The organism is Pseudarthrobacter sp. NPDC092202, from assembly GCF_044755505.1.
In the GTDB taxonomy this organism is placed as follows: Bacteria; Actinomycetota; Actinomycetes; order Actinomycetales; family Micrococcaceae; genus Arthrobacter.
Genome location: NZ_JBIVRG010000017.1, coordinates 20,905 through 39,710, shown reverse-complemented (window position 1 = coordinate 39,710; position 18,806 = coordinate 20,905). Strand labels below are relative to the sequence as shown.

General features: G+C 65.6%; 20 protein-coding genes. 11 read left to right on the top strand and 9 right to left on the bottom strand.

Features of this window, described 5'->3' with window-relative positions:
* Positions 1-63: 63 nt before the first annotated feature.
* Both ACIQF4_RS19035 and ACIQF4_RS19030 read left to right on the top strand, forming a co-directional pair.
* Positions 64-1,038, top strand: a complete 975-nt coding sequence (locus ACIQF4_RS19035) for a hypothetical protein (protein ID WP_400517228.1) — start codon at positions 64-66, stop codon at positions 1,036-1,038.
* Between the two features lie 212 nt (positions 1,039-1,250).
* The gene (locus tag ACIQF4_RS19030) at positions 1,251-2,381 is read left to right on the top strand and encodes a hypothetical protein (protein WP_400517227.1); all 1,131 of its coding nucleotides are present in this window, start codon (positions 1,251-1,253) and stop codon (positions 2,379-2,381) included.
* 25 nt (positions 2,382-2,406) lie between these two features.
* On the opposite strand, the gene ACIQF4_RS19025 is transcribed toward ACIQF4_RS19030, so the two are convergent.
* Positions 2,407-2,796, bottom strand: a complete 390-nt coding sequence (locus ACIQF4_RS19025) for a response regulator transcription factor (protein WP_400517226.1) — start codon at positions 2,794-2,796, stop codon at positions 2,407-2,409.
* Positions 2,797-2,904: 108 nt separating this feature from the next.
* Entirely contained in the window at positions 2,905-3,381 is a 477-nt protein-coding gene (locus tag ACIQF4_RS19020) for a universal stress protein (protein WP_400580025.1), read from the bottom strand.
* A gap of 38 nt (positions 3,382-3,419) precedes the next feature.
* On the opposite strand from ACIQF4_RS19020, the gene ACIQF4_RS19015 reads away from it, so the two are divergent.
* From ACIQF4_RS19015 to ACIQF4_RS19000, 4 genes are all read left to right on the top strand, one after another.
* On the top strand, positions 3,420-3,632 hold the full coding sequence (locus ACIQF4_RS19015) for a three-helix bundle dimerization domain-containing protein (protein ID WP_400517224.1): 213 nt from the start codon (positions 3,420-3,422) through the stop codon (positions 3,630-3,632).
* A gap of 66 nt (positions 3,633-3,698) precedes the next feature.
* Positions 3,699-7,652 carry a Pls/PosA family non-ribosomal peptide synthetase gene (locus ACIQF4_RS19010; RefSeq protein WP_400517223.1) on the top strand — a complete coding sequence of 1,318 codons (3,954 nt, stop codon included), beginning with the start codon at positions 3,699-3,701 and terminating at the stop codon, positions 7,650-7,652.
* Positions 7,649-9,061: a M1 family metallopeptidase gene (locus ACIQF4_RS19005; protein ID WP_400517222.1), complete on the top strand. Its 1,413-nt coding sequence runs from the start codon at positions 7,649-7,651 to the stop codon at positions 9,059-9,061. Before ACIQF4_RS19010 ends, ACIQF4_RS19005 begins: the two co-directional genes overlap by 4 nt.
* Positions 9,058-9,765, top strand: a complete 708-nt coding sequence (locus ACIQF4_RS19000; RefSeq protein WP_400517221.1) for a 4'-phosphopantetheinyl transferase family protein — start codon at positions 9,058-9,060, stop codon at positions 9,763-9,765. The genes ACIQF4_RS19005 and ACIQF4_RS19000 overlap by 4 nt, the downstream gene beginning before the upstream one ends.
* Before the next feature lie 16 nt (positions 9,766-9,781).
* Here ACIQF4_RS19000 and ACIQF4_RS18995 read toward each other — a convergent pair whose 3' ends face one another.
* Positions 9,782-10,120, bottom strand: a complete 339-nt coding sequence (locus ACIQF4_RS18995; RefSeq protein ID WP_350002697.1) for a hypothetical protein — start codon at positions 10,118-10,120, stop codon at positions 9,782-9,784.
* A gap of 2 nt (positions 10,121-10,122) precedes the next feature.
* Positions 10,123-10,269 (bottom strand): hypothetical protein, encoded by a 147-nt coding sequence (locus ACIQF4_RS18990; RefSeq protein WP_350002698.1) that lies wholly within the window; start codon positions 10,267-10,269, stop codon positions 10,123-10,125.
* Positions 10,270-10,500: 231 nt separating this feature from the next.
* On the opposite strand from ACIQF4_RS18990, the gene ACIQF4_RS18985 reads away from it, so the two are divergent.
* Together ACIQF4_RS18985 and ACIQF4_RS18980 are read left to right on the top strand one after the other, a co-directional pair.
* Positions 10,501-10,830: a helix-turn-helix transcriptional regulator gene (locus ACIQF4_RS18985; protein ID WP_231457216.1), complete on the top strand. Its 330-nt coding sequence runs from the start codon at positions 10,501-10,503 to the stop codon at positions 10,828-10,830.
* Complete coding sequence (locus ACIQF4_RS18980) at positions 10,830-11,648, top strand: cation transporter (RefSeq protein WP_400517220.1); 819 nt, start codon at positions 10,830-10,832, stop codon at positions 11,646-11,648. Before ACIQF4_RS18985 ends, ACIQF4_RS18980 begins: the two co-directional genes overlap by 1 nt.
* Positions 11,649-11,689: 41 nt before the next feature.
* Here the strand turns inward: ACIQF4_RS18980 and ykgO are convergent, their stop codons facing one another.
* Together ykgO and ACIQF4_RS18970 are read right to left on the bottom strand one after the other, a co-directional pair.
* On the bottom strand, positions 11,690-11,812 hold the full coding sequence (gene ykgO, locus ACIQF4_RS18975; protein WP_011693081.1) for a type B 50S ribosomal protein L36: 123 nt from the start codon (positions 11,810-11,812) through the stop codon (positions 11,690-11,692).
* Entirely contained in the window at positions 11,809-12,405 is a 597-nt protein-coding gene (locus tag ACIQF4_RS18970) for a GTP-binding protein (protein ID WP_400517219.1), read from the bottom strand. Before ACIQF4_RS18970 ends, ykgO begins: the two co-directional genes overlap by 4 nt.
* Before the next feature lie 283 nt (positions 12,406-12,688).
* On the opposite strand from ACIQF4_RS18970, the gene ACIQF4_RS18965 reads away from it, so the two are divergent.
* The 3 genes from ACIQF4_RS18965 (at position 12,689) to ACIQF4_RS18955 (ending at position 14,877) form a co-directional block, all read left to right on the top strand.
* Positions 12,689-13,096, top strand: coding sequence for a four-helix bundle copper-binding protein (locus tag ACIQF4_RS18965; RefSeq protein ID WP_400517218.1), 408 nt, complete (start codon positions 12,689-12,691; stop codon positions 13,094-13,096).
* Between the two features lie 30 nt (positions 13,097-13,126).
* On the top strand, positions 13,127-13,675 hold the full coding sequence (locus tag ACIQF4_RS18960) for a DUF305 domain-containing protein (RefSeq protein WP_400517217.1): 549 nt from the start codon (positions 13,127-13,129) through the stop codon (positions 13,673-13,675).
* A 593-nt stretch (positions 13,676-14,268) separates the two neighbouring features.
* Positions 14,269-14,877: a flavodoxin family protein gene (locus ACIQF4_RS18955; RefSeq protein WP_400517216.1), complete on the top strand. Its 609-nt coding sequence runs from the start codon at positions 14,269-14,271 to the stop codon at positions 14,875-14,877.
* A 35-nt stretch (positions 14,878-14,912) separates the two neighbouring features.
* On the opposite strand, the gene ACIQF4_RS18950 is transcribed toward ACIQF4_RS18955, so the two are convergent.
* Genes ACIQF4_RS18950 through ACIQF4_RS18940 form a run of 3 tightly spaced genes read right to left on the bottom strand, consistent with a single transcriptional unit; the run spans position 14,913 to position 18,804 of the window.
* Positions 14,913-15,860, bottom strand: coding sequence for a hypothetical protein (locus ACIQF4_RS18950; protein ID WP_374152841.1), 948 nt, complete (start codon positions 15,858-15,860; stop codon positions 14,913-14,915).
* Positions 15,861-15,904: 44 nt separating this feature from the next.
* Positions 15,905-17,023 carry a CapA family protein gene (locus tag ACIQF4_RS18945; RefSeq protein ID WP_400517215.1) on the bottom strand — a complete coding sequence of 373 codons (1,119 nt, stop codon included), beginning with the start codon at positions 17,021-17,023 and terminating at the stop codon, positions 15,905-15,907.
* Positions 17,023-18,804: an ABC transporter ATP-binding protein gene (locus ACIQF4_RS18940; protein WP_400517214.1), complete on the bottom strand. Its 1,782-nt coding sequence runs from the start codon at positions 18,802-18,804 to the stop codon at positions 17,023-17,025. Before ACIQF4_RS18940 ends, ACIQF4_RS18945 begins: the two co-directional genes overlap by 1 nt.
* Between the last annotated feature and the right edge of the window lie 2 nt (positions 18,805-18,806).

Below are 18,806 nucleotides of genomic sequence, written 5' to 3'. Positions count from 1 at the left end.
ACTTGTCCACATAGTGGCACCCGCCCCTACCACCGGCGGGCGCGCAGCTGGCAACGTCGGTCCATGCCCGATCTTCCGCCGCTCCTGCTGTCCCGCGACCGCCTCCTGCATGGCCTCACTCCGGACGAGCTCACCAAGCGCGTGAAGGCGGGTGCCCTGGTCCGCATCCGGCACGGCATCTACACCGATGGCGCTGAGTGGCGGAGCCTGAAGCCCTGGGAGCAGTACCGTCTCCGGGTCCAGGCAGCGGCCGAAACGTTCGAGAAGCCCACCGTGTTCGCGCGGCACTCTTCTGCCAGCGTGTGGGGAATATCCACCATTGGCCTGCACCACCCGGTTCAGGCCCTCACTTTCACGAACGACGGCGGCAGGTCGCGTGCCGGAGTCAGCCGGCATTATGCCGCGCGCGCCGGCCTCAACGTGGTCCGTCGTGAAGGCCTGCTGGTCACGGACCGCACCCGCACCGTCCTGGATCTGGCGGCGTACACGCCTTTCGCCGAGGCTGTGGTTCCCGTGGACCATGTGCTTCGGCCGGACAGGGTGCGTCGGTTGCCCGCGGTGACCAAGGCAGAGCTCGAGGCGGGAATCGGATCGAATTATTCTGCTACCGCCGGCCGGAGGATCCGGGCGGTTATTGAGTTCGCCGATCCGGCTTCGGGATCAGCCGGGGAATCATGGAGCCGGGCGCTGATCCATGTGGCCGGCTTCGAAGCTCCGGTCCTCCAGCACGAGATCCGCGACCGCGATGGCCTGGTGGGTTACTCGGACTTCTATTGGAAGCAAGCAAGAGTTGTTGGTGAATTCGACGGCGAGGAGAAGTACGCCAAGCCCGAACACCTCAACGGCCGGACCCCGTCCCAGGCCGTGGTGGCAGAGAAGAATCGCGAAAACCGGATCCGGGCCACAGGATTGAACGTGGTCCGCTGGGACTGGGCCGAGCTCATGGATCCGAGGACGCTGGAACGCAAGCTGGCGGCGGCGGGCGTGCCCCGTCGTCGTACGCGTTCTGCGATTCTCGACGCGCAAGTGCGTATGTGATGCGCACGTTCGCTGGCGCTAGGGGTATTTGAGCGTCGTATCCGGATATGGGTGTCGTAACCGAATATGTGCAGCGAGGGCCCACGGCGCCCACCTCTGCAAGCCGACCGATCTGGGAACGCGGGCACACAACGGGCCGGACTTCTGAAACAGCTGACCAGTAACGCGGCAGTAACGGCTCCTTGCTCTACTTGGCGTTGGGAGGTTGTGCCGTGCCCAGGAAAGCCAAACCGGACAAACGGAACCCCCGGTACAAGCCGGCCAAAACATCCACCGGCGGTGCAGGGGCGGGAAAGACCAAGCGCACAAACAAACCTCCCTGGTACAAACGCACCTCAACGTTCATCATCGCCGCGGGTGCGCTGGCGGCCGCAATCCTGGGTGTGCTGAACCTCTGGGACAGGATCTTCCCGCCGCCGGACGACGACGTGGCCCGCATCGAAGCGATCCACATCATCAAGCGCACACCGCTGACCGGCTTTGCCCCGGAAGGGATCGGCGGGCTCCTGCCCCTGACCGCCGTCCCTGAGGCTGCCTCCGCAGGGCGGACTTACGACGACGCCGGGCTGGCCGGGGCGGTTGTCGCCGAGGCGGAGCCAGCAGCCGTACGGAACGCGGTGGCCACGCCACAATTCACGGGCCTGGAACAGTTCACGATGCGTCCCCTGCCCACCGTGCGGCCGGTTCCGAGGCCCACCTTCCGGACATTCACGCCAACGCCCACGCCGACGCGTACGACGGCGACGCCCAGTCCCACGCCCACCGGCACCTCTACAGGGACGGACAGCCCGACTCCCTCCCCCGGACCGACAATGACAAAGCTGAGGGTTCCCAAGCCGTTGACAGAGGATGTCAGGGACGCCGTCGCGGAACAGAAGGTCCTCGCCATCTACGTCCCCGAGGCTGCCGAGCGCGCCATCCAGTACTTGAGCATCGAGCCGGTGGACGAAAAAGGCCAGACGCTTCCCCCGGCCGAACTGGCCAAGGAGCTGGCGCAGGCGCTGGAGGAGGTGGAGTCGACCACCGGCCCGCAGGGCGAGGATCCGCAGGGCTGGACCGTGGCCGTCAGGGTTGACCTCCAGGGACTCGCGGATGTCCCCCTGCTCCTGACCTGGTCCCTGGACGGCCTGGATGTACCGCTCACCTGGCAGGCCGAAAAACTCGCCTACAGGGTGGTGGGAGGCACCCCTCACGATGCGGGGGTGGCCGAAATCTGGGTGCCGGACCTCAGACGAGCCGGCAGCTACAACGTCAACATCAAACTGTCCTACGAAGATACCGGGATCATCGCCGACTGGCGCCCACTCGCCCTGCCAGACACGGGAGTCACCCAGGGCGGCTGAGTCACGCAGCCGCCGTAACCGGCGTTCAGAGGCGGGCGCCGGGCTTCAGGCGGCAAAGTTCCAGAGCCGTTTCCCGCAGCGTGCTTGGAAGGAAGGGCTTTGTGAGATACGCGGCGGCTCCGGCCGAGAGCCCGGCAAGGACGTCGTCGTCTTCTGCCCTGGCCGTAAGGAACAGCAGCGGTGCAGGGCTCAGCTTCCGCAGCTCAAGGCTAAGGTCCCGTCCATCGATGTCCGGCAGGCCCAGGTCAAGGGTGATCAGGGCCAGGGTGGGACCGGATGCGGCGGCTACTGCTTTGCCCTCGGCCCCTGAGCCGACGGCGAGCACCGTGAACCCGGCACGGCTCAACACGGCGGTAATCAGTCCGCGAACGTCAGGGTCATCTTCAATGACCAGGCAGACGTGTTGTTCTTCCACTAAGCGCCCCCCGGCTCCTTGTAGTTGTGGCCAGTGTACGGCTGACCGGCCGGGACCGGAGATTAAAAGCGGAAACATTTCGTCCCCTTGCCTGGCGGTGAAGAACGCTCAGTATTCGCGGACAACGACGACCGGCCTGTTCTGTATCCGGGTGAGCCTGTCCGCCACCGCGCCCTCCATGCTCCTGCCGAGTTTGGCGAGAACGCCGGGCCGGCCGTTGCCCACCATGACCATGCAGGCACCGGTGCTTTCAGCCAGTCGCGCCAGTGCGGTGCTGACGTCGCCGTGCAGTTCCCGGAAGGACCATGCTGTTCCGTCCGGCCCAAGAAGCCCCGTGATGCGTGAACGTACTTCCTTGGCAGGGTAAAGCGCTTCTTCATTGACAACGGGGTCGAGCGAGAGCGCTGTACGTATCCGTTGAGGCTCCCACTCGGTGAGGACACTGGACGGATCAACATAGGCGCAGACAAGGTGGACGTCCAGCGCAGCAGCCAGCTCTGCAGCTGAGTAGACAAGCCTCGGCGGAACCGGCCACGGGGCCCCGAGAATCAGCGGCCCTTCATAAGCCATACAGAATTCAAGCATGCTTGACGCCCGGCAATGCCACCCCCACAATTTGTCGGATGGACCAGGACCCAGAGGAACCCCTTGTACTGCGCGTGGTTGATCGGCTGGCTGCAAGCTATCCGGAGACCCCCAGGGACTACATCGAGGACATCGTGGCCGCCGAATTCGGCACCCTGGGCCACGCCGGCATCCGCAGCTACCTGCCGATCCTGGTGGAACGCAGCGCCTGGAACCGGCTCCATAGGGAGACCGGCCACCGGCCAGGCTGATCATCCCGCTTCACGGCTGCCGCAGCTGTTCACCATCCGTTCACTCCCGCAGAGTAACTTCAGCCGGTGAATGTTTCTGATCTGACTGAACCGGCCGGGAACCAGGCAGCGTACCTGCCCCAGTTGGCCGGCGCCGGGAAGGCTGCACCGCCGCGCACCCTGGTCCAGGTTTTTGAGGAAACGGCCCGGCAGTTCCCCGACGCTTCGGCCCTCGACGACGGGAGGACCTCCCTCAGCTACGCGGACCTCCACGCCGCGGCAAAGGCGTACGCCCTGCGCCTGCACCGTAACGGGATTGGGGCCGGCGACAAAGTCGGGATCCGCATCCCGTCGGGAACCAACGAACTGTACGTAGCCATCCTCGCCACACTGCTGGTGGGTGCAGCCTACGTTCCGGTCGACGCCGACGACCCCGAAGAGCGGGCGGCCCTGGTCTTCGAAGAAGCCGGGGTGGCGGCGGTCCTCCGCGCCGGTGAGATCATCACCGTTTCCGGCGGGAAGGGTCCCTTCCCGGCGCCCCGGCAGCCCGGGCTCGAGGATGACGCCTGGGTCATTTTCACCTCCGGCTCCACGGGCAAACCCAAGGGTGTGGCGGTGACCCACCGGTCAGCTGCTGCCTTCGTTGACGCCGAAGCGAGGCTGTTCCTTCCGGACAATCCCGTGAACTCCTCGGACCGCGTCCTGGCGGGGCTGTCGGTGGCCTTCGACGCGTCCTGCGAGGAGATGTGGCTGGCCTGGCGGAACGGCGCCTGCCTGGTGCCCGCCCCGCGGTCCCTGGTGCGGACCGGGATGGATCTGGGCCCGTGGCTGATCACGAACGGGATCACCGTGGTCTCCACCGTTCCCACCCTTGCCGGCCTGTGGCCGGCGGAGTCACTGGACGCGGTGAGGCTCCTGATCTTCGGCGGCGAGGCCTGCCCGCCCGAGCTGGCGGCGCGGCTTGCCGTGGACGAACGCGAGGTCTGGAACACCTACGGGCCCACCGAGGCCACCGTCGTCGCTTGCGCGGCACGGATGGACGGTTCCGCCCCGGTCCGGATCGGGCTGCCGCTGGACGGGTGGGACCTCGCTGTGGTGGACTCTGCCGGCGTCCCAGTGGACGAAGGGCAGACCGGGGAACTGATCATCGGCGGTGTTGGCCTGGCCCGCTACCTGGACCCGGCCAAGGACGCGGAAAAGTATGCGCCCATGGACACCCTGGGATGGGACCGCGCGTACCGCAGCGGTGACCTTGTCCGGTACGAGGCTGAAGGCCTGGTTTTTGTGGGCCGGGCCGATGAGCAGGTGAAACTCGGTGGGCGCCGGATCGAACTGGGCGAAATCGACGCCGCGCTGCAGTCCCTGCCCGGCATTCAGGGCGCGGCTGCCGCGGTCCAGACTACCGCTGCGGGAAACCAGATCCTCGTGGGGTACCTGGCGCCGGCGCCGGGGACATCCCCGGATCTGGACGAGTCACGGCGCCTGCTGGCCGCCCAGCTCCCCGCGGCGCTCGTTCCGCTGCTCGCCGTCGTCGAAAGCCTCCCTGTGAAGACCAGCGGGAAGGTGGACCGCCATGCGTTGCCGTGGCCGCTGGCGCAAGCGTCTGCAACGGAAACCGCGGCACTGGACCTGGACCCCCAGTCAGCGTGGATCGTTGAACAGTGGGCGGCCGTCCTGGGGACGCCACCGGACAGCCTGGACGCTGATTTCTTTGCCTACGGCGGCAGCAGCCTGGCCGCCGCGCGGCTGGTCTCCGCCCTCCGGGTGCGCTACCCAACCATCACCGTGGCAGACGTCTACGCCCGCCCGCGGCTTGGCGCACTGATTGAGCTCGCCCGGCTTTCATCGCCCGACGGCGGCATGGCGGCTTCCGAGCAAATGGAACGTTCAGTGCGGCCCACCGCCCGGAAATCGCAGATCTTCCAGATCCTGGCCGGGCTGCCGCTGCACGTGCTGGTGGCCATGCGCTGGCTGACCTACCTGATGGCCGTCAACAATATCCTGGCTGCGTGGGGTGTCCTGACCAATGCCCCCACCGTGTCCTGGTGGTGGGTGCTGGCGTCCTGGCTGGTTTTCGTGAATCCGCTGGGCCGGATGGCCATCTCCGTGGCGGCGGCCCGCCTGCTGCTCCGCGGCGTGGTTCCCGGCAGTTATCCGCGGTCCGGGAAGGTGCACCTGAGGCTGTGGCTGGCAGAACAGATCGCGGACCTGTCCGGAGCTGTGAGCCTGGCCGGTGCCCCCTGGGTTCCGTACTACGCCCGGGCCCTGGGCGCCAAAGTGGGCAAGGATGTTGACCTTCATTCCGTCCCGCCCGTGACCGGCATGCTGAGCCTCGGGGCCGGCTGCTCGATCGAACCCGAGGTGGATCTTTCGGGCTGGTGGATCGACGGCGACCTGGTCCACATTGGACATGTCCGGGTGGGCCCCGGGGCGACTGTGGGTTCCCGGAGCACCCTTATGCCCGGGGCGCGCATCGGCGCCGGAGCAGAAATAGCCCCCGGCTCGGCCGTCCTGGGCAAGGTCAAGGCGAACCAGCGGTTCGCCGGCTCGCCGGCCCAGCGCCTCGGCAAGGCACAGCAGGACTGGCCCGCCCGGCCGCCGTCCGGGCTGAAGTCGGTGCTTGCGTTTGCCGCCTATGCGCTCGCCGCGGCAGCGCTGGCGCTCATCCCCTTCGCCTCCGCCGCACTGGGCGCCCTCCCGGTGATCGCCGCCGTCCAGGGCCAGGACACCCTGTTCTCCTCGTGGCCGGTGCTGCTGTGGGCTGTCCCCGCTGCCGCCGTCGTCTGGTTCCTGTCCAACATGGCCCTGACGGCCGCCGTCGTCCGTCTGCTGGGCCTTGGACTCAGGGAAGGCCACTACCGCGTGCGCAGCTTCACGGGATGGCGAGTGTGGGCCACCGAACGTGTCCTGGACATGGCCCGGGACCTGCTCTTTCCCCTTTACGCAAGCCTGTTCACGCCGGTCTGGCTGCGGCTGCTGGGGGCCAAGGTGGGCCGCAACGTTGAGGCGTCCACCGTACTCCTGCTGCCCTCCATGACCACCGTGGGCGACGGCGCATTCCTGGCCGATGACACCATGATTGCCTCCTACGAACTCGGCGGCGGGTGGATGAGGATCGCTCCGGCGAAGATCGGAAAACGGGCATTCCTGGGGAATTCGGGCATGACCGGGGCAGGCCGCAGCGTGCCCAAGAACTCGCTGGTGGCTGTGCTGTCCGCGACGCCGGCGAAAGCGAAATCGGGGACGTCCTGGCTGGGCAGCCCGCCGGTGCGCCTGCGCCGTGCACGGATGGAGGTTGACCAGAGCCTCACCTATGACCCTCCCCTGCGGCTGAAGATCTACCGCGCCTGCTGGGAACTGTGCCGCGCCGTCCCCGTCATCCTCACCGCGGCTATCGCCGTCGCCCTCCTCGCGGTGCTGGACGGGATAGCCGGCACCGCCGGATATGCCGCCGCCGCCGTGCTCGGGGCGCCCGTGGTGCTGGCGGCCGGGGCTGTTGCCGCGGCAAGCTCGGTAGCGGCCAAGTGGCTTCTGGTGGGGAAGATCGATGCGCGGGAGCACCCCCTGTGGAGTTCGTTCATCTGGCGCAATGAGGTGGTGGACACCTTTATCGAGATGGTCACGGCGCCCTGGTTCGCGCGTGCTGCCGCGGGCACCCCTGCCCTGGTCTGGTGGCTGCGCGGCCTTGGGGCCAAGATTGGCTCCGGTGCCTGGTGCGAAAGCTACTGGTTGCCCGAGGCGGACCTGGTGACGCTGGGCGAGAACTCCACCGTGAACCGCGGCTGCGTCATCCAGACCCACCTCTTCCACGACCGGGTGATGAGCATTGACACCGTTACGCTTGAAGCCGGGGCAACCATGGGCCCGCACGGGGTCATCCTGCCGGCAGCCCGGATTGGTGCCGGGGGTACAGTGGGTCCGGCATCGCTTGTGATGCGTGGCGAAACCGTTCCGGCGGCCAGCTACTGGATCGGGAATCCGGTCAGCCCATGGTCGTCCCCGGCCGCCGCCGTTCCCGCCCGAGAGGCCCAGCCACAGTGACCGCACACCAGGAGCACCTGCCGGCCGGATCGCGGACGGCAGCACCCTCCCGTTCCCTGCCGGACCCCTACACGCCGGGGCACGGATCCGCCGACTATGGGGTGTCCCGCTACGAGCTGTACCTGGACTACCGCGTCTCCACCAACAGGCTCTCCGGCCACGCCGCCATCACAGCGCACGCCCACGTGGAGCTGGCCAACATAACCCTGAACCTGGCCGGGCTGCGGGTGCTGAAAATCCAGCTGGACGGGCAGCGCGTCCAGAGATTCAGCCAGCGGGGACACCAGCTCTTCATCGTCCCCGCCCGTCCGGTGGCCGCCGGCAGCGACTTCAGCCTGGACATTCGGTACGACGGTTCCCCTGGTCCGCTGCGCGGCAACTGGGGCGAAGTGGGCTGGGAAGAGCTCACCGACGGCGTGCTGGTGGCCGGCCAGCCCACCGGCGCACCGTCCTGGTTTCCCTGCAACGACCACCCCAGCCAGAAAGCCAGCTTCGGATACACCATCACCACGGAGGCCAACTACCGGGTGGTCTGCAACGGTGTGCTGGTCTCGCGCCATGCCAAGGCCAGCCGCGAAACCTGGGTCTTTGAACAGGCCGAACCCATGGCCACGTATCTGGCCACGGTGCAGATCGGCCGCTACGAGCTTCTTCCGCTGGCCTTCCAGCCCCCGCTTCCGGCGCACCGCGCCGTCACACAGCACGACGGCGGTGCGCGGCCCGTCCCGCAGTTTGTTGCGGCACCCCGGGCGCTCATGCCCACCGCCACTGCCGCCCTTGGCTGGCAGGGCCAGATGATGGAGACTTTCGAGGCCTGCTTCGGCCCGTATCCCTTCGCCGGTTACACCGTGGTGGTGGCGGACGACGCCCTCGAGATTCCCCTGGAAGCCCAGTCGCTGTCCGTGTTCGGCCCCAACCATCTCACCCAGCAGTGGGAGGACCAGCGGCTTATTGCCCATGAGCTTGCCCATCAGTGGTTTGGAAACTCCCTGACCGCCACCGCGTGGGCTGACATCTGGTTGCACGAGGGGTTCGCCTGTTACGCCGAGTGGATCTGGTCCGAGGCGTCCGGGAACGCCACCGCAGAGCAGCGGGCCGGCAGCGCCTGGCAGCTGCTCGCGTCCCAGGCGCAGGACCTGCTGGTGGGCGACCCCTCACCGGAGCTGATGTTCGATGACCGGGTGTACAAGCGCGGCGCCCTTGCCCTGCATGCCCTGCGGCGTGCCACCGGGGATGTGCTGTTCTTCGGGCTCCTGAGGACGTGGACGCACCGGTACCGTTTTGGCGGCGTCAGCACAGCTGATTTTGTGGAGACTGCCAACCAGGCGTGCGGCGAACTCCCCGGTTTCGATGCCCGCGCCATCCTGGCCCCCTGGCTTTACCAGTCCGCACTCCCCCCGCTCCCGTGACGTCGCGTCAGGGCCTCTCGCTGGCAGCCGTCCGGCTGTCCGATGTGGACCTGGGCCTGGCTCACATCCTGGACGAGGCGGAACTGGCCAGGGCCGCAACCTTCCGCTCCCCCGCCCTGCGGGACACCTTCACGGCCGGCCGGATAGCGCTGCGCCTCCACATCAGCGCACTCACCGGAGACAGCCCCGGGTCACTCACGGCGGACTACTTCTGTCCGACCTGCAGCAACCGCGGCGGCCACGGGATCCCCCAATACCAGGTCCCTTCCCGTACCGGCCGGCTCCGTGCCAGCCTCAGCCGGTCCGCGAACTGGTGCGTGCTGGCCGCCAGCCTGGATGAAGGCCTCGCCGGTATTGGGGTGGATCTTGAGGACGGGTCCGCGGCGGACTTTGACGGTTTCCCGTCACTTGCGCTGACCGCGTCCGAGCGTGGCCAGCTGCAGGAAGTGCCGCCCGCGCTGAAGGCCAAGTTCCAGACCCGGCTTTGGGTCCGCAAGGAAGCAGTCCTCAAAGCACTCGGGACGGGCCTGGCCAAAGCTCCCTCCCTAATTGATGTGTCCGGCCCAATTCCCGCAGGACTAAGCGGGCCTCCCGCCGCCGCCCTGTGGAAGGTTGAAGATCTAAGCCCCGCCGCTCTCGGCCTGCCAGGGGGCTTCGCTGTTGCATTCGCCACCTGGCAACCCCGGGACGTCGTTCCGGGATAGCTGGCCTGATGGTTCTTTACCTCCGCGGTGATGCGTCACGCCAGCTGGACGGTGGGGCGCCAGGGTTGCCCGCCGGTGGGGCGCCTTCAGCTGGCTGCCGGCGGCCCCTGGGAAGGAAGCGCTCCATCCGTGGCTCCACCGCCGGCGGGGGCAGGCGGACAATGTCGATCTCTGACACGTCGATAAGGCGCCTGGAACCGGTCACGGTGTCCAGGATCCAGAACAGGCCACACTGCGGAATCGCCTCCACCACCGGTCCGCGGTGAACCATCCTGCCGTTGCGGTACGCTTCCACGGCATCGCCCGGACGCAGTTCCTTAAATGAGCCGGCAACCGGGCCGTCACCCGTTGTCATGCCTAGTGGCTGTCCCGGGCCATGAGCATCTCGGTCAGCTGGCGCGGCGTGGCGCGGGCGGCCGCGAGGGCCACGATGGCCAACGGCGGGACTGACACGAGGACCATAACAAGGAGCGCGACGGCGGCTTCAACAGCTGGTGCGTCCATTGCGTTATTCCTTCCGCTTGGTTTGGTTGTGATCGGCACGGCTGCCTGGCCGCCCCTTTCGCTGCAAGGACTCCCCCGGCTCCAATGCTGCCGCCGCCAGGTTGACTGCAGGTGTCTTCGGGATGATTTTTGCCCGATGTTTAGGGCTGGCCGAGGTGTGCATCTGCTGCGTTCTGACGGGTCATCGATACATCAGGTAATGAATACATCCAAGGCTGTACTATGCAAACCATGGAGACGCTGACCCATTCCTCTGTCCTGGCCCGCTTCGGGTACGCCCTGTCCGATCCCACCCGGGCCCGGATCCTGCTGGCGCTGCGGGATGCGGCGTCGTACCCCAGCGATTTGGCCGAGCTGATCGGCGTGAGCCGGCAAAGCCTCTCCAACCACCTCGCCTGCCTGCGGGGCTGCGGCCTGGTGGTGGCCGTCCCCGAGGGCCGGCGCATGCGCTATGAGCTGGCCGATCCGCGGCTTGGGCTTGCCCTGACCAACCTCCTAGGCGTGGTCCTGGCCGTCGACCCCGAGCACTGCAGCGTCAGCGCAGAGGAAGGGTGCTGCTGATGGCCGCCCCGCACACCACAAAAACTGCGAACCGCGAGGCCGTCCTGGCCCGCCGGATCCGCCTCTTGGTGGCGGCAACCATCTCCTACAACGTCATCGAGGCGGTTGTGGCCCTCAGCGCGGGAACAATTGCCTCCTCCACGGCCCTGGTCGGGTTCGGCCTGGATTCGGTGATTGAAGTGTCCTCGGCGGCTGCCGTCGCCTGGCAGTTCTCCGGCCGAGACCCGAAGTCGCGCGAAAAGAAGGCACTGCGGCTCATCGCCATAGCCTTTTTCGCCCTTGCCGCCTTCGTCACCGTGGGCGCTGTCCGCTCACTGCTGGGGGCAGGTGAGGCGGAGCATTCAACGGTGGGCATTGTCCTGGCGGCTGTCAGCTTGGCCGTGATGCCGTTCCTGTCCCTGGCCCAGCGCAGGGCGGGCCGCGAGCTCGGCTCACGGTCCGCCGTCGCCGACTCCCGCCAGACCCTCCTGTGCACGTACCTGTCCGGCGTCCTGCTGCTGGGCCTGGTGCTGAACAGCACCCTGGGCTGGTCCTGGGCCGACCCCGTGGCCGCGCTGGTCATTGCGGCCGTGGCCGTCAAGGAGGGCCTGGATGCCTGGAAGGGCGAGGGCTGCTGCGCGCCCACCCCTCCGGTCTCCACGCGTGCAGGTCAGCGAACGACGACGGCGGCACCGGCCTCCGGAGTGGACGCGCCTGCCGCCGGGCTGCTGATCCCGGAGAAGGCGGGCGATGGCGCCGACGCGTGCGGCTGCTGCCAAGACGCCGCAGCGCAGACCGCCTCGCAGACGGCAGCACCCGGCCAGCCGCGCCCGAGCTGAGGGGGCGCTGCCGGCCGGGTGCCCTAATGGCCATCAGGGCTTTAGCCCTGGCGTGCTTTCATGCGGGGATTCTTCTTGTTGATAACGAAGGTCCGGCCGCGGCGGCGGACAATCTGGGCTCCCGGAATTTTTTTCAGGGCGCGCAGTGAGTTGCGTACTTTCATGAACTGCTCCTTTCTGAGGTTTCGGTGGTCTGGTTCAGGCCAAAGGGGTCCGGGAACGAGTCTTCGCTGGCGGCCATTTCCGCCTCGGTCAGTTCGCAGGCGTTGAGCAATTCGGCGATCCCGGCAGCGTCCAGTTCGTCCCCGGTAAAGGCCAGGATGGTGCCGCGGTCACCGTACTCGGGATGCCAGTCTTCCAGGCCAGCGCCCGGCATATTTGGCACAACCGGAAGGGACTTCCGGCTGGCCTGCCAGGGGCCGGTGTTCTCCAGCCAGACCCGCGAACCAATGCGTTGGACGGCGATCCTGCAATCCGGCGCCGACGCCACCCAGAGCCGCCCGCGGAGCCAGCAGCACGCCTCGGCTAGGGCGGCCAGGGCGTGGCGGAAGCGCTCCGGGTGCAGGGGCCGCTCCACCCGGTGCACCCAGGTTGCGAATGGAGTCGAGGATTCGGGGGCTGCCTGCACCGAACCGGGCATGCTGCGCCCGGTGGCCTCCGCGAGGCTGTGGACTCCGGTGCACACGTCGCCGTCGCTCTCGGCCAGCACCGCATACGGCGCCAACTCGCGGATCAGCTGGACCCCCCGGACGTTCATGGAACACAACAAGGGCACCCGGCTGCTCGGCGGCCAGCGCGGCACAGGCTTTCTGGCGGCTAAAAACGTCAAGGGAGCTGACAAGGGTCAAAGACATACCCAAGATACTACATGCGAACCATTCTCATTTACAGGGAAGTCCAGCCGCCTACTCTCGCCCTGATCTAAAAGCCCTGATCTTAAAAAACGGTGCTGGCCAGAAGCAAAATAGTAAGGCTACTGTGTTTTATGGGTCGGCGGCCCGCTGGCCCGCTTTTTTCGACAATGGACCAGGAGCGAAACGATGAGCCACATCACGTCAATGCTGGAAACCTACCCGAAAGACCTGGGCGGCGTGGACCGCCGAAAGCTGGCTGACTGCATCGCAGCGTGCTTCGAGTGCGCACAAACCTGTACAGCCTGCGCGGACGCCTGCCTCAGCGAGGACATGGTGGCCGAGCTGACCAAATGCATCCGGACCAACTTGGACTGCGCCGATATTTGCGCCACAACGGGCACCGTCCTGTCCCGCCACACCGGCTACGACGCGAACATCACCCGCGCCCTCCTGGAGGCATGCCGGACGGCCTGCAAGGCGTGCGGCGACGAGTGTGGGCAGCATGCTGGGATGCACGAACACTGCAGGGTCTGCGCTGAAGCGTGCCGCCGCTGCGAGCAGGCCTGCGCGGAGCTGCTGTCCTCGCTCGCTTAACAACCGGCTCTGGGATGTGAGGAGAAGATTATGGACTCGACGGAAAATATGCGAGGACATCACGACGCCGGGCCTCCCCGACCCGAGCGAAAGCAGGCGGGGCAGGACCACAAAGAACACGGCGGATCAGCCCGGATGTACGTGAAGTTCGGCATCATCCTGCTGGTCAGCCTGGGACTGATGTGGACGCTGTCCATGTCCATGGTGCGGACCATCGACCACTTCTACTACAACCTGAGCAATTTCTGGATGGCTTTGCTTATGGTTTCGGCCATGGCGATTATCATGGTCATCGGCATGTGGTCCATGTTCAAGAACACAAAAGCGAACATTGCGATGCTGGTGGGCTTCGCCCTCCTTTTCGGCGGCGTGTTCGCCCTTGGCCGCACCGAAACTTTCGTGGGCGACGAGGAGTTCCTGAAATCCATGATCCCGCACCATTCCCGGGCCATTTTGGTATGCCAGGAGGCCGACGTTACGGACCCGGAAATCGTGGAACTTTGCGAGCAGATCGTAGAGGCGCAGCGGGAAGAAATCTCCCAGATGCAGTCCATCCTTGACCGGTATGACTCGGACTAGGAGACAAGACAACCGCAGCCGCGTGCCCAGCACCTTCGGCGGGGCGCACCCCTAAATGCGCAGTCCGCCCTCCATGGGAGAGGGCGGACTGCGCATTTAACTAGCGGCGGTTGCGCGGGGGCTGCGCCTGCTGGGCGGCGCGGAGCTGCTTGGCCTTCCGGGCTTTCTGTACCTTGCTGATGATGGTGGGCAGGAAGAACAAGAACAGTCGCTTCATGACTTCGGTCCTTTCGTTGGTGTTCCACGGTCCCGCCCGCCGGATCCTCCAGGCCCTTGTGGGACGCTGTCGGAAACCGGCAGATCGAGATAGTAAGCATGGTTACTAAATAGATCCTAGGCACAGTGGACATCCATTGCGCAAGGCCCCGACCATCCCGGGCCCACAACTTGGGACGGGGCACCCATGGTGAGGGCCGCCGTCGTATGCCCTGCCGCAGCCGGCACAGATACACGTGATGATGGTTAGGATGGCGGCATCCGGAACCGACTAACGTCCAGCCGGTCGATGGCCGGGCAGTCCATCCGGCCGCCGGCCCCGAACCACCAATGGCATTGACCGCAGACCAAAGCAAACCACAGCAAAGGACGATACAATGGCCGACCTCACCGCGCTTGCCCTGATTTGCTCCCTGACCCCCTCCCCGGCGGCGTCCAGCAGCGAGCTCATGGCCCGCCACGTGCTGGATGGGCTGGCCGCCCACGGCGTCAGCGGCACGTCGCTGCGGGTGGTGGACCACAACGTGATGCCCGGCGTCCAGGTGGACATGGGCGACGGCGACGCCTGGCCCGCTATCCGGGACAAGATCCTGGCGGCGGACATCCTGGTGCTCGCCACCCCCATCTGGATGGGGCACCCGAGCAGCATCACCCAGCGGGTCATGGAGCGGCTCGATGCGGACCTCGCCGAAACGGACAACGAAGGCCGGCCCATCATGTACGGGAAAGTGGCCATCGTGGCCGTGGTGGGCAACGAGGATGGCGCCCACAAGACCGTGGCGGACACGCAGCAGGGACTGAACGACGTCGGCTTCACGCTTCCAGCCCAGGGCGCCACGTACTGGGTGGGCGAGGCCATGCAGACCGTGGACTACAAGGACCTGAAGGAAGTGCCGGAGAAGGTTGCCGCCACCACCGCCGGTGCCGCGCGTAACGCCGCGCACGTGGCCCGCTTCCTCCGCACCTCGCAGTACCCCGCCGGGTAGGCAGCCGGCGCCGGCCGTTTGCTGGGGTGGGCGGGTCAGCGGGAGGACAGGAGGAACGGTGCGGCTGCTTCGGCCATCTTCTTGTGCTCGTGGGCGGCACCCGGAACCACCATCAGGCCCCAGTTGAACTCGTCACCCTCCCCGGCCGCATCCCGGGACGCCTGGTAGAAGTTCAGCCCCCGGCTCAATCTGTTGTCCCCCTGGGTATCCGTTTTCCGGTCACGCTGAAGCAGCGTGTCGTCCGGGTCGATGTCGTCGGCACCCAAAAGGATGACCAGGCGCCTGGAGAAGGCCTCCCTTAACTCTTTTGAGGAAAGGGGCGAGTTCTTCAGGCCGTGCGGGTACTCAACGTCCCGGTCCGGCATCGTGTACCAGCCGGCGTTTGCTGCGACCGCAACCCGGACATGGTTTTCTTGGGTGAACTCCATGAAGCGGTGCACGAACTGGCCGCCAGCTGAGTGCCCAAAAAGGGCATAGTCCCTTTCCCCGCTCTTTGTATCCCGGACGACGGCCTCGAAAAGTGCCTCGACCATATTGAAGGTCCATGCCTCCGGCGGATTTATATCCCCGGAGGCATCAAGGATGTTGCCTTGGTTGTAGGAGGAAGATCCGGGGTAATCGTCTTTGGGAAACTCCAGCACCAAAAGCAGGGCATTGTGGTCCTGCACAATGGGCAGCCAGTCTTCCCGGTAGCCCTCCCCGTCGCGGTGGGCCCCGGTCATGACCATCAGGATCTGGGCAGAGGAAGGATCGTCCGGAGCGTCGTACCAGACCCGGATGGGCTGGTTGGCCAGCGGGCCTTTCCACGAAAAGGACAAATCTCCCATGGTGCCTGGCGTAATTAATTTTGTCTGGGTTTCTGTAGCTGAGCCGCCCGGCATATCGTCTCCCTGGTCCGACGCTGTTGGTTCCCGGCGCTGTTCTCCTGCCACCTCGGTGCAGGATGCCAGCACTGCCAGTACTGCCACAAGCCACAGCAACACCCAAGAAACCCTCTTATGCGGCCCTGGCATGGCAGGGGGTTCCGTCATTCCGGCGGCTCAAGGCAGCGGCAAGGCATCCTCGCTACATCGCCCTGGATTTGGAGCGCCGGGTTAATTTCCGACATGACGCCCACCATTTGGGGGGCAGTGCATGCCTGGGTGAGGAACCCGTTGATGCGGTTATCGGTGACAACGCACCTGACTGCCATTTGGGTAGGAGCGCTGGGGCTCAGTTCCAGGCTGAGCATGAGCCCGACTCCCTGCTTTCCAAACGACTCGTAGCGGCCACGCGTACCAAAGACAAAGTTGCCCAGGCCGTAGGCCACCGGGACGTCACCGATAAATTCGATCTTCTCCGCGATGTGGGATCCTGCCCCAACGATCACGTCATATCCGGCGTCAACCAGCACTTGCGCCCAGTACCGCTGCTGCGGTGTTGTGTCGGTGTAGTTGTCACCCCAATGCACGTACCCGATGACCCAATCAGCCCCAGCAGCGCGGGCAAGGTCATACCCGCGCTGCACCGCTTCCGGGCTAAAAACCACAGTGCCGGGGTTGACTTCGTCCGCTTTTGATAACTTGCCGAAGTTCTCACCGATTGCCACCACACCGATCGTCCCTGCTTCGGTCCGAAGCATCAACGGGCGCTCAGCCTCAGCGAGGTTGTTCCCGGCGCCAAAACTGGCCATCCCGGCATTGCGGGCATACCTGATGGTGTCCTGAAGTCCAATGAGCCCCATGTCCATGGAATGGTTGTTGCCCAGGCTGATCGCGTCCACGCCCGCCTTGGATAACGCCCAGGCCGCCTGCGGGGCCACACGGTGCGAAAACGCTTTTCCCGGGATCAAGGGTTGCTCGCTGAAGGTCATAGGGCCTTCTGCGTTGGCGATGACAAAGTCTCCATCAAAGAGAGGCGCCACCCCCGACAAGGCAGCATCGAGTGCAAGAGGGTCCAAGGTTCGGATTTCTCCGTTGCCCAGCATGGTGTCCCCCACGAACTGGACCGACCACTTTCCCTCGGCGTCGTTGCCGGCCCACACTTCAATGGCCTGCACTTCCGGAGCCTGTTTCCCTCCATAGTTGGCTGCAATTGCGCCGGTACCGCCGAGCGAAACAGCCAGGGCCGTCACCATGAGCAGCCTGTCGCGTGTTGTCGGTTTCATCAGGCATCGCTTTCTGCGCCGGAAGCTTGACTGAGTGTTGCTCTGGCCGTGCCGCCTTGGGTTGCCCTGGGCGACGGTGCGGGGAGCGCTGGCAGGTTGCTTTCCAGCCACATGCGGTCCCGGAATTCTTCGCCGGATATCACCTCGGCGATTGTGCCCTTGGACAAAACCACAATCCTGTCCGCCAAAGCGAGTTCCTGGGGATCCTGCGTGGCCAGGAGAACCGTGCCGTCGAATCTCTTGAGCATCGTGGCGAAGGCCTGCTTCGCTGCGGCGTCCAATCCGGTGGTTGGCTCATCGAGGAGCAGGATGGGAGGGTTTCCCATCAGCGCCCTGGCAAGTGCTATGCGTTGCCGCTGGCTCCGCGACAAGTTGAGCCCGCCTTCGGAAACCCAGGTTTGCAGCCCAAAGGGGAGGTCGGCAAGCATGCCGTCCACTCCGGTGGCAGCCAGAACCCGCTCGACGTCTTCTTCTGACGCACTGGGGGCGGCGTACGTAAGGTTCCGCCACAAGGTTCCGCGCATCAGTGGAAGTTCAGGGCCCACGCACCCTATCCACTGAGCCGCAGATCGCAAAGAGGTATTCGCCAGAACCTGCCGGTCAACGATGATGCAGCCTTGGTCAGGGTCAATGGTTCTTGAAACCAGCCCGAGAAGGGATGATTTGCCGCTTCCACCATCTCCTGTCACTGCAACCAGTTCTCCCGGTTTGACCCGCAAATTGACGTCATGGAGGGAACCGTTCACCGTTACCGAGGAAAACTCGATAACGCCGTGCCGGACTTGCAGGGGACCGTGGCCATCGCTGTCCAAGTCCCGGCTGGAACTGCGAAGGTATTCGTTGATCTTGCCGACGGACACCTGGGCACGGTGCCAGTAGTCATGGGCCAGGCCGAGGGTGCGCACTGGGCTGGAAAGCTGCCTGGTGACAACGATGAAGGCAATCACTGTTCCTATGCTTGCTGTTCCCTGCCGGACTTCGAACAGACCCGCGGCCAGGACAGCGCCCAGCGCAAGCAGGGAAAAAGCGGTTGCGACGCCGCGGAGGTAGCCCCGCAGGCGGGCGACCCTGATGAGGGCACGAGTGAGCTCGTCATTTTGATGTGAAAGACGGGCATACTCCCCGGCAGAGCGTCCAAAGACCTGGACAACACGTTGGGCATTGAGCTGCTCGTCCAGGTTGCTCATTACCAGCGAGCGGCGCCGACGCATAACACGGGTTGCCTGGCGCATGCGCTGTCCGGCCACCAGGGACGCCGCTGCTCCGGCGGATATTGCCGCAACGATTGCAAGTGACATCCAGAAGCTGAAGAAGAAGAGCACAGTGAGTGTGCCAACCAGCACCATGGCGGCAATCATTCCGCCGAGTACTCCACGGCTGATCCACATTCTGGTCATCGAGAGGTCACCCAGGAAACGCAGGAGCAGGCCGCCTCGGGCCCTGCCCTGGAACTGCCGCGGAGTCATGCCCTGCAAGTGTTTGTACATCTTCATCCGCAGGTCCCGGACCACGTTGTAGCCTGCGGTCTCGGCCACGTTGAAGCCGAGGGCCCGGAGCCAACCGTGGACCAATGCCACTGCCCCCAGGAGGGCGGCCTGGGCCAGCGCCCAGCGCCACTGCAGGTCCGCAGCTTCCCCAACTGTGGCCGGTGCCAGGTTATCCACGATGCTGCGCAGCAGCAGGATGTAAGCCACCAAAGTGAGGACCTGGGCCAGGCCGATGGCAATGATTTTTGCGAAGGCGGCTGGCGGAATGTGGTACAGCCTATTCTTGCCGGGCACTG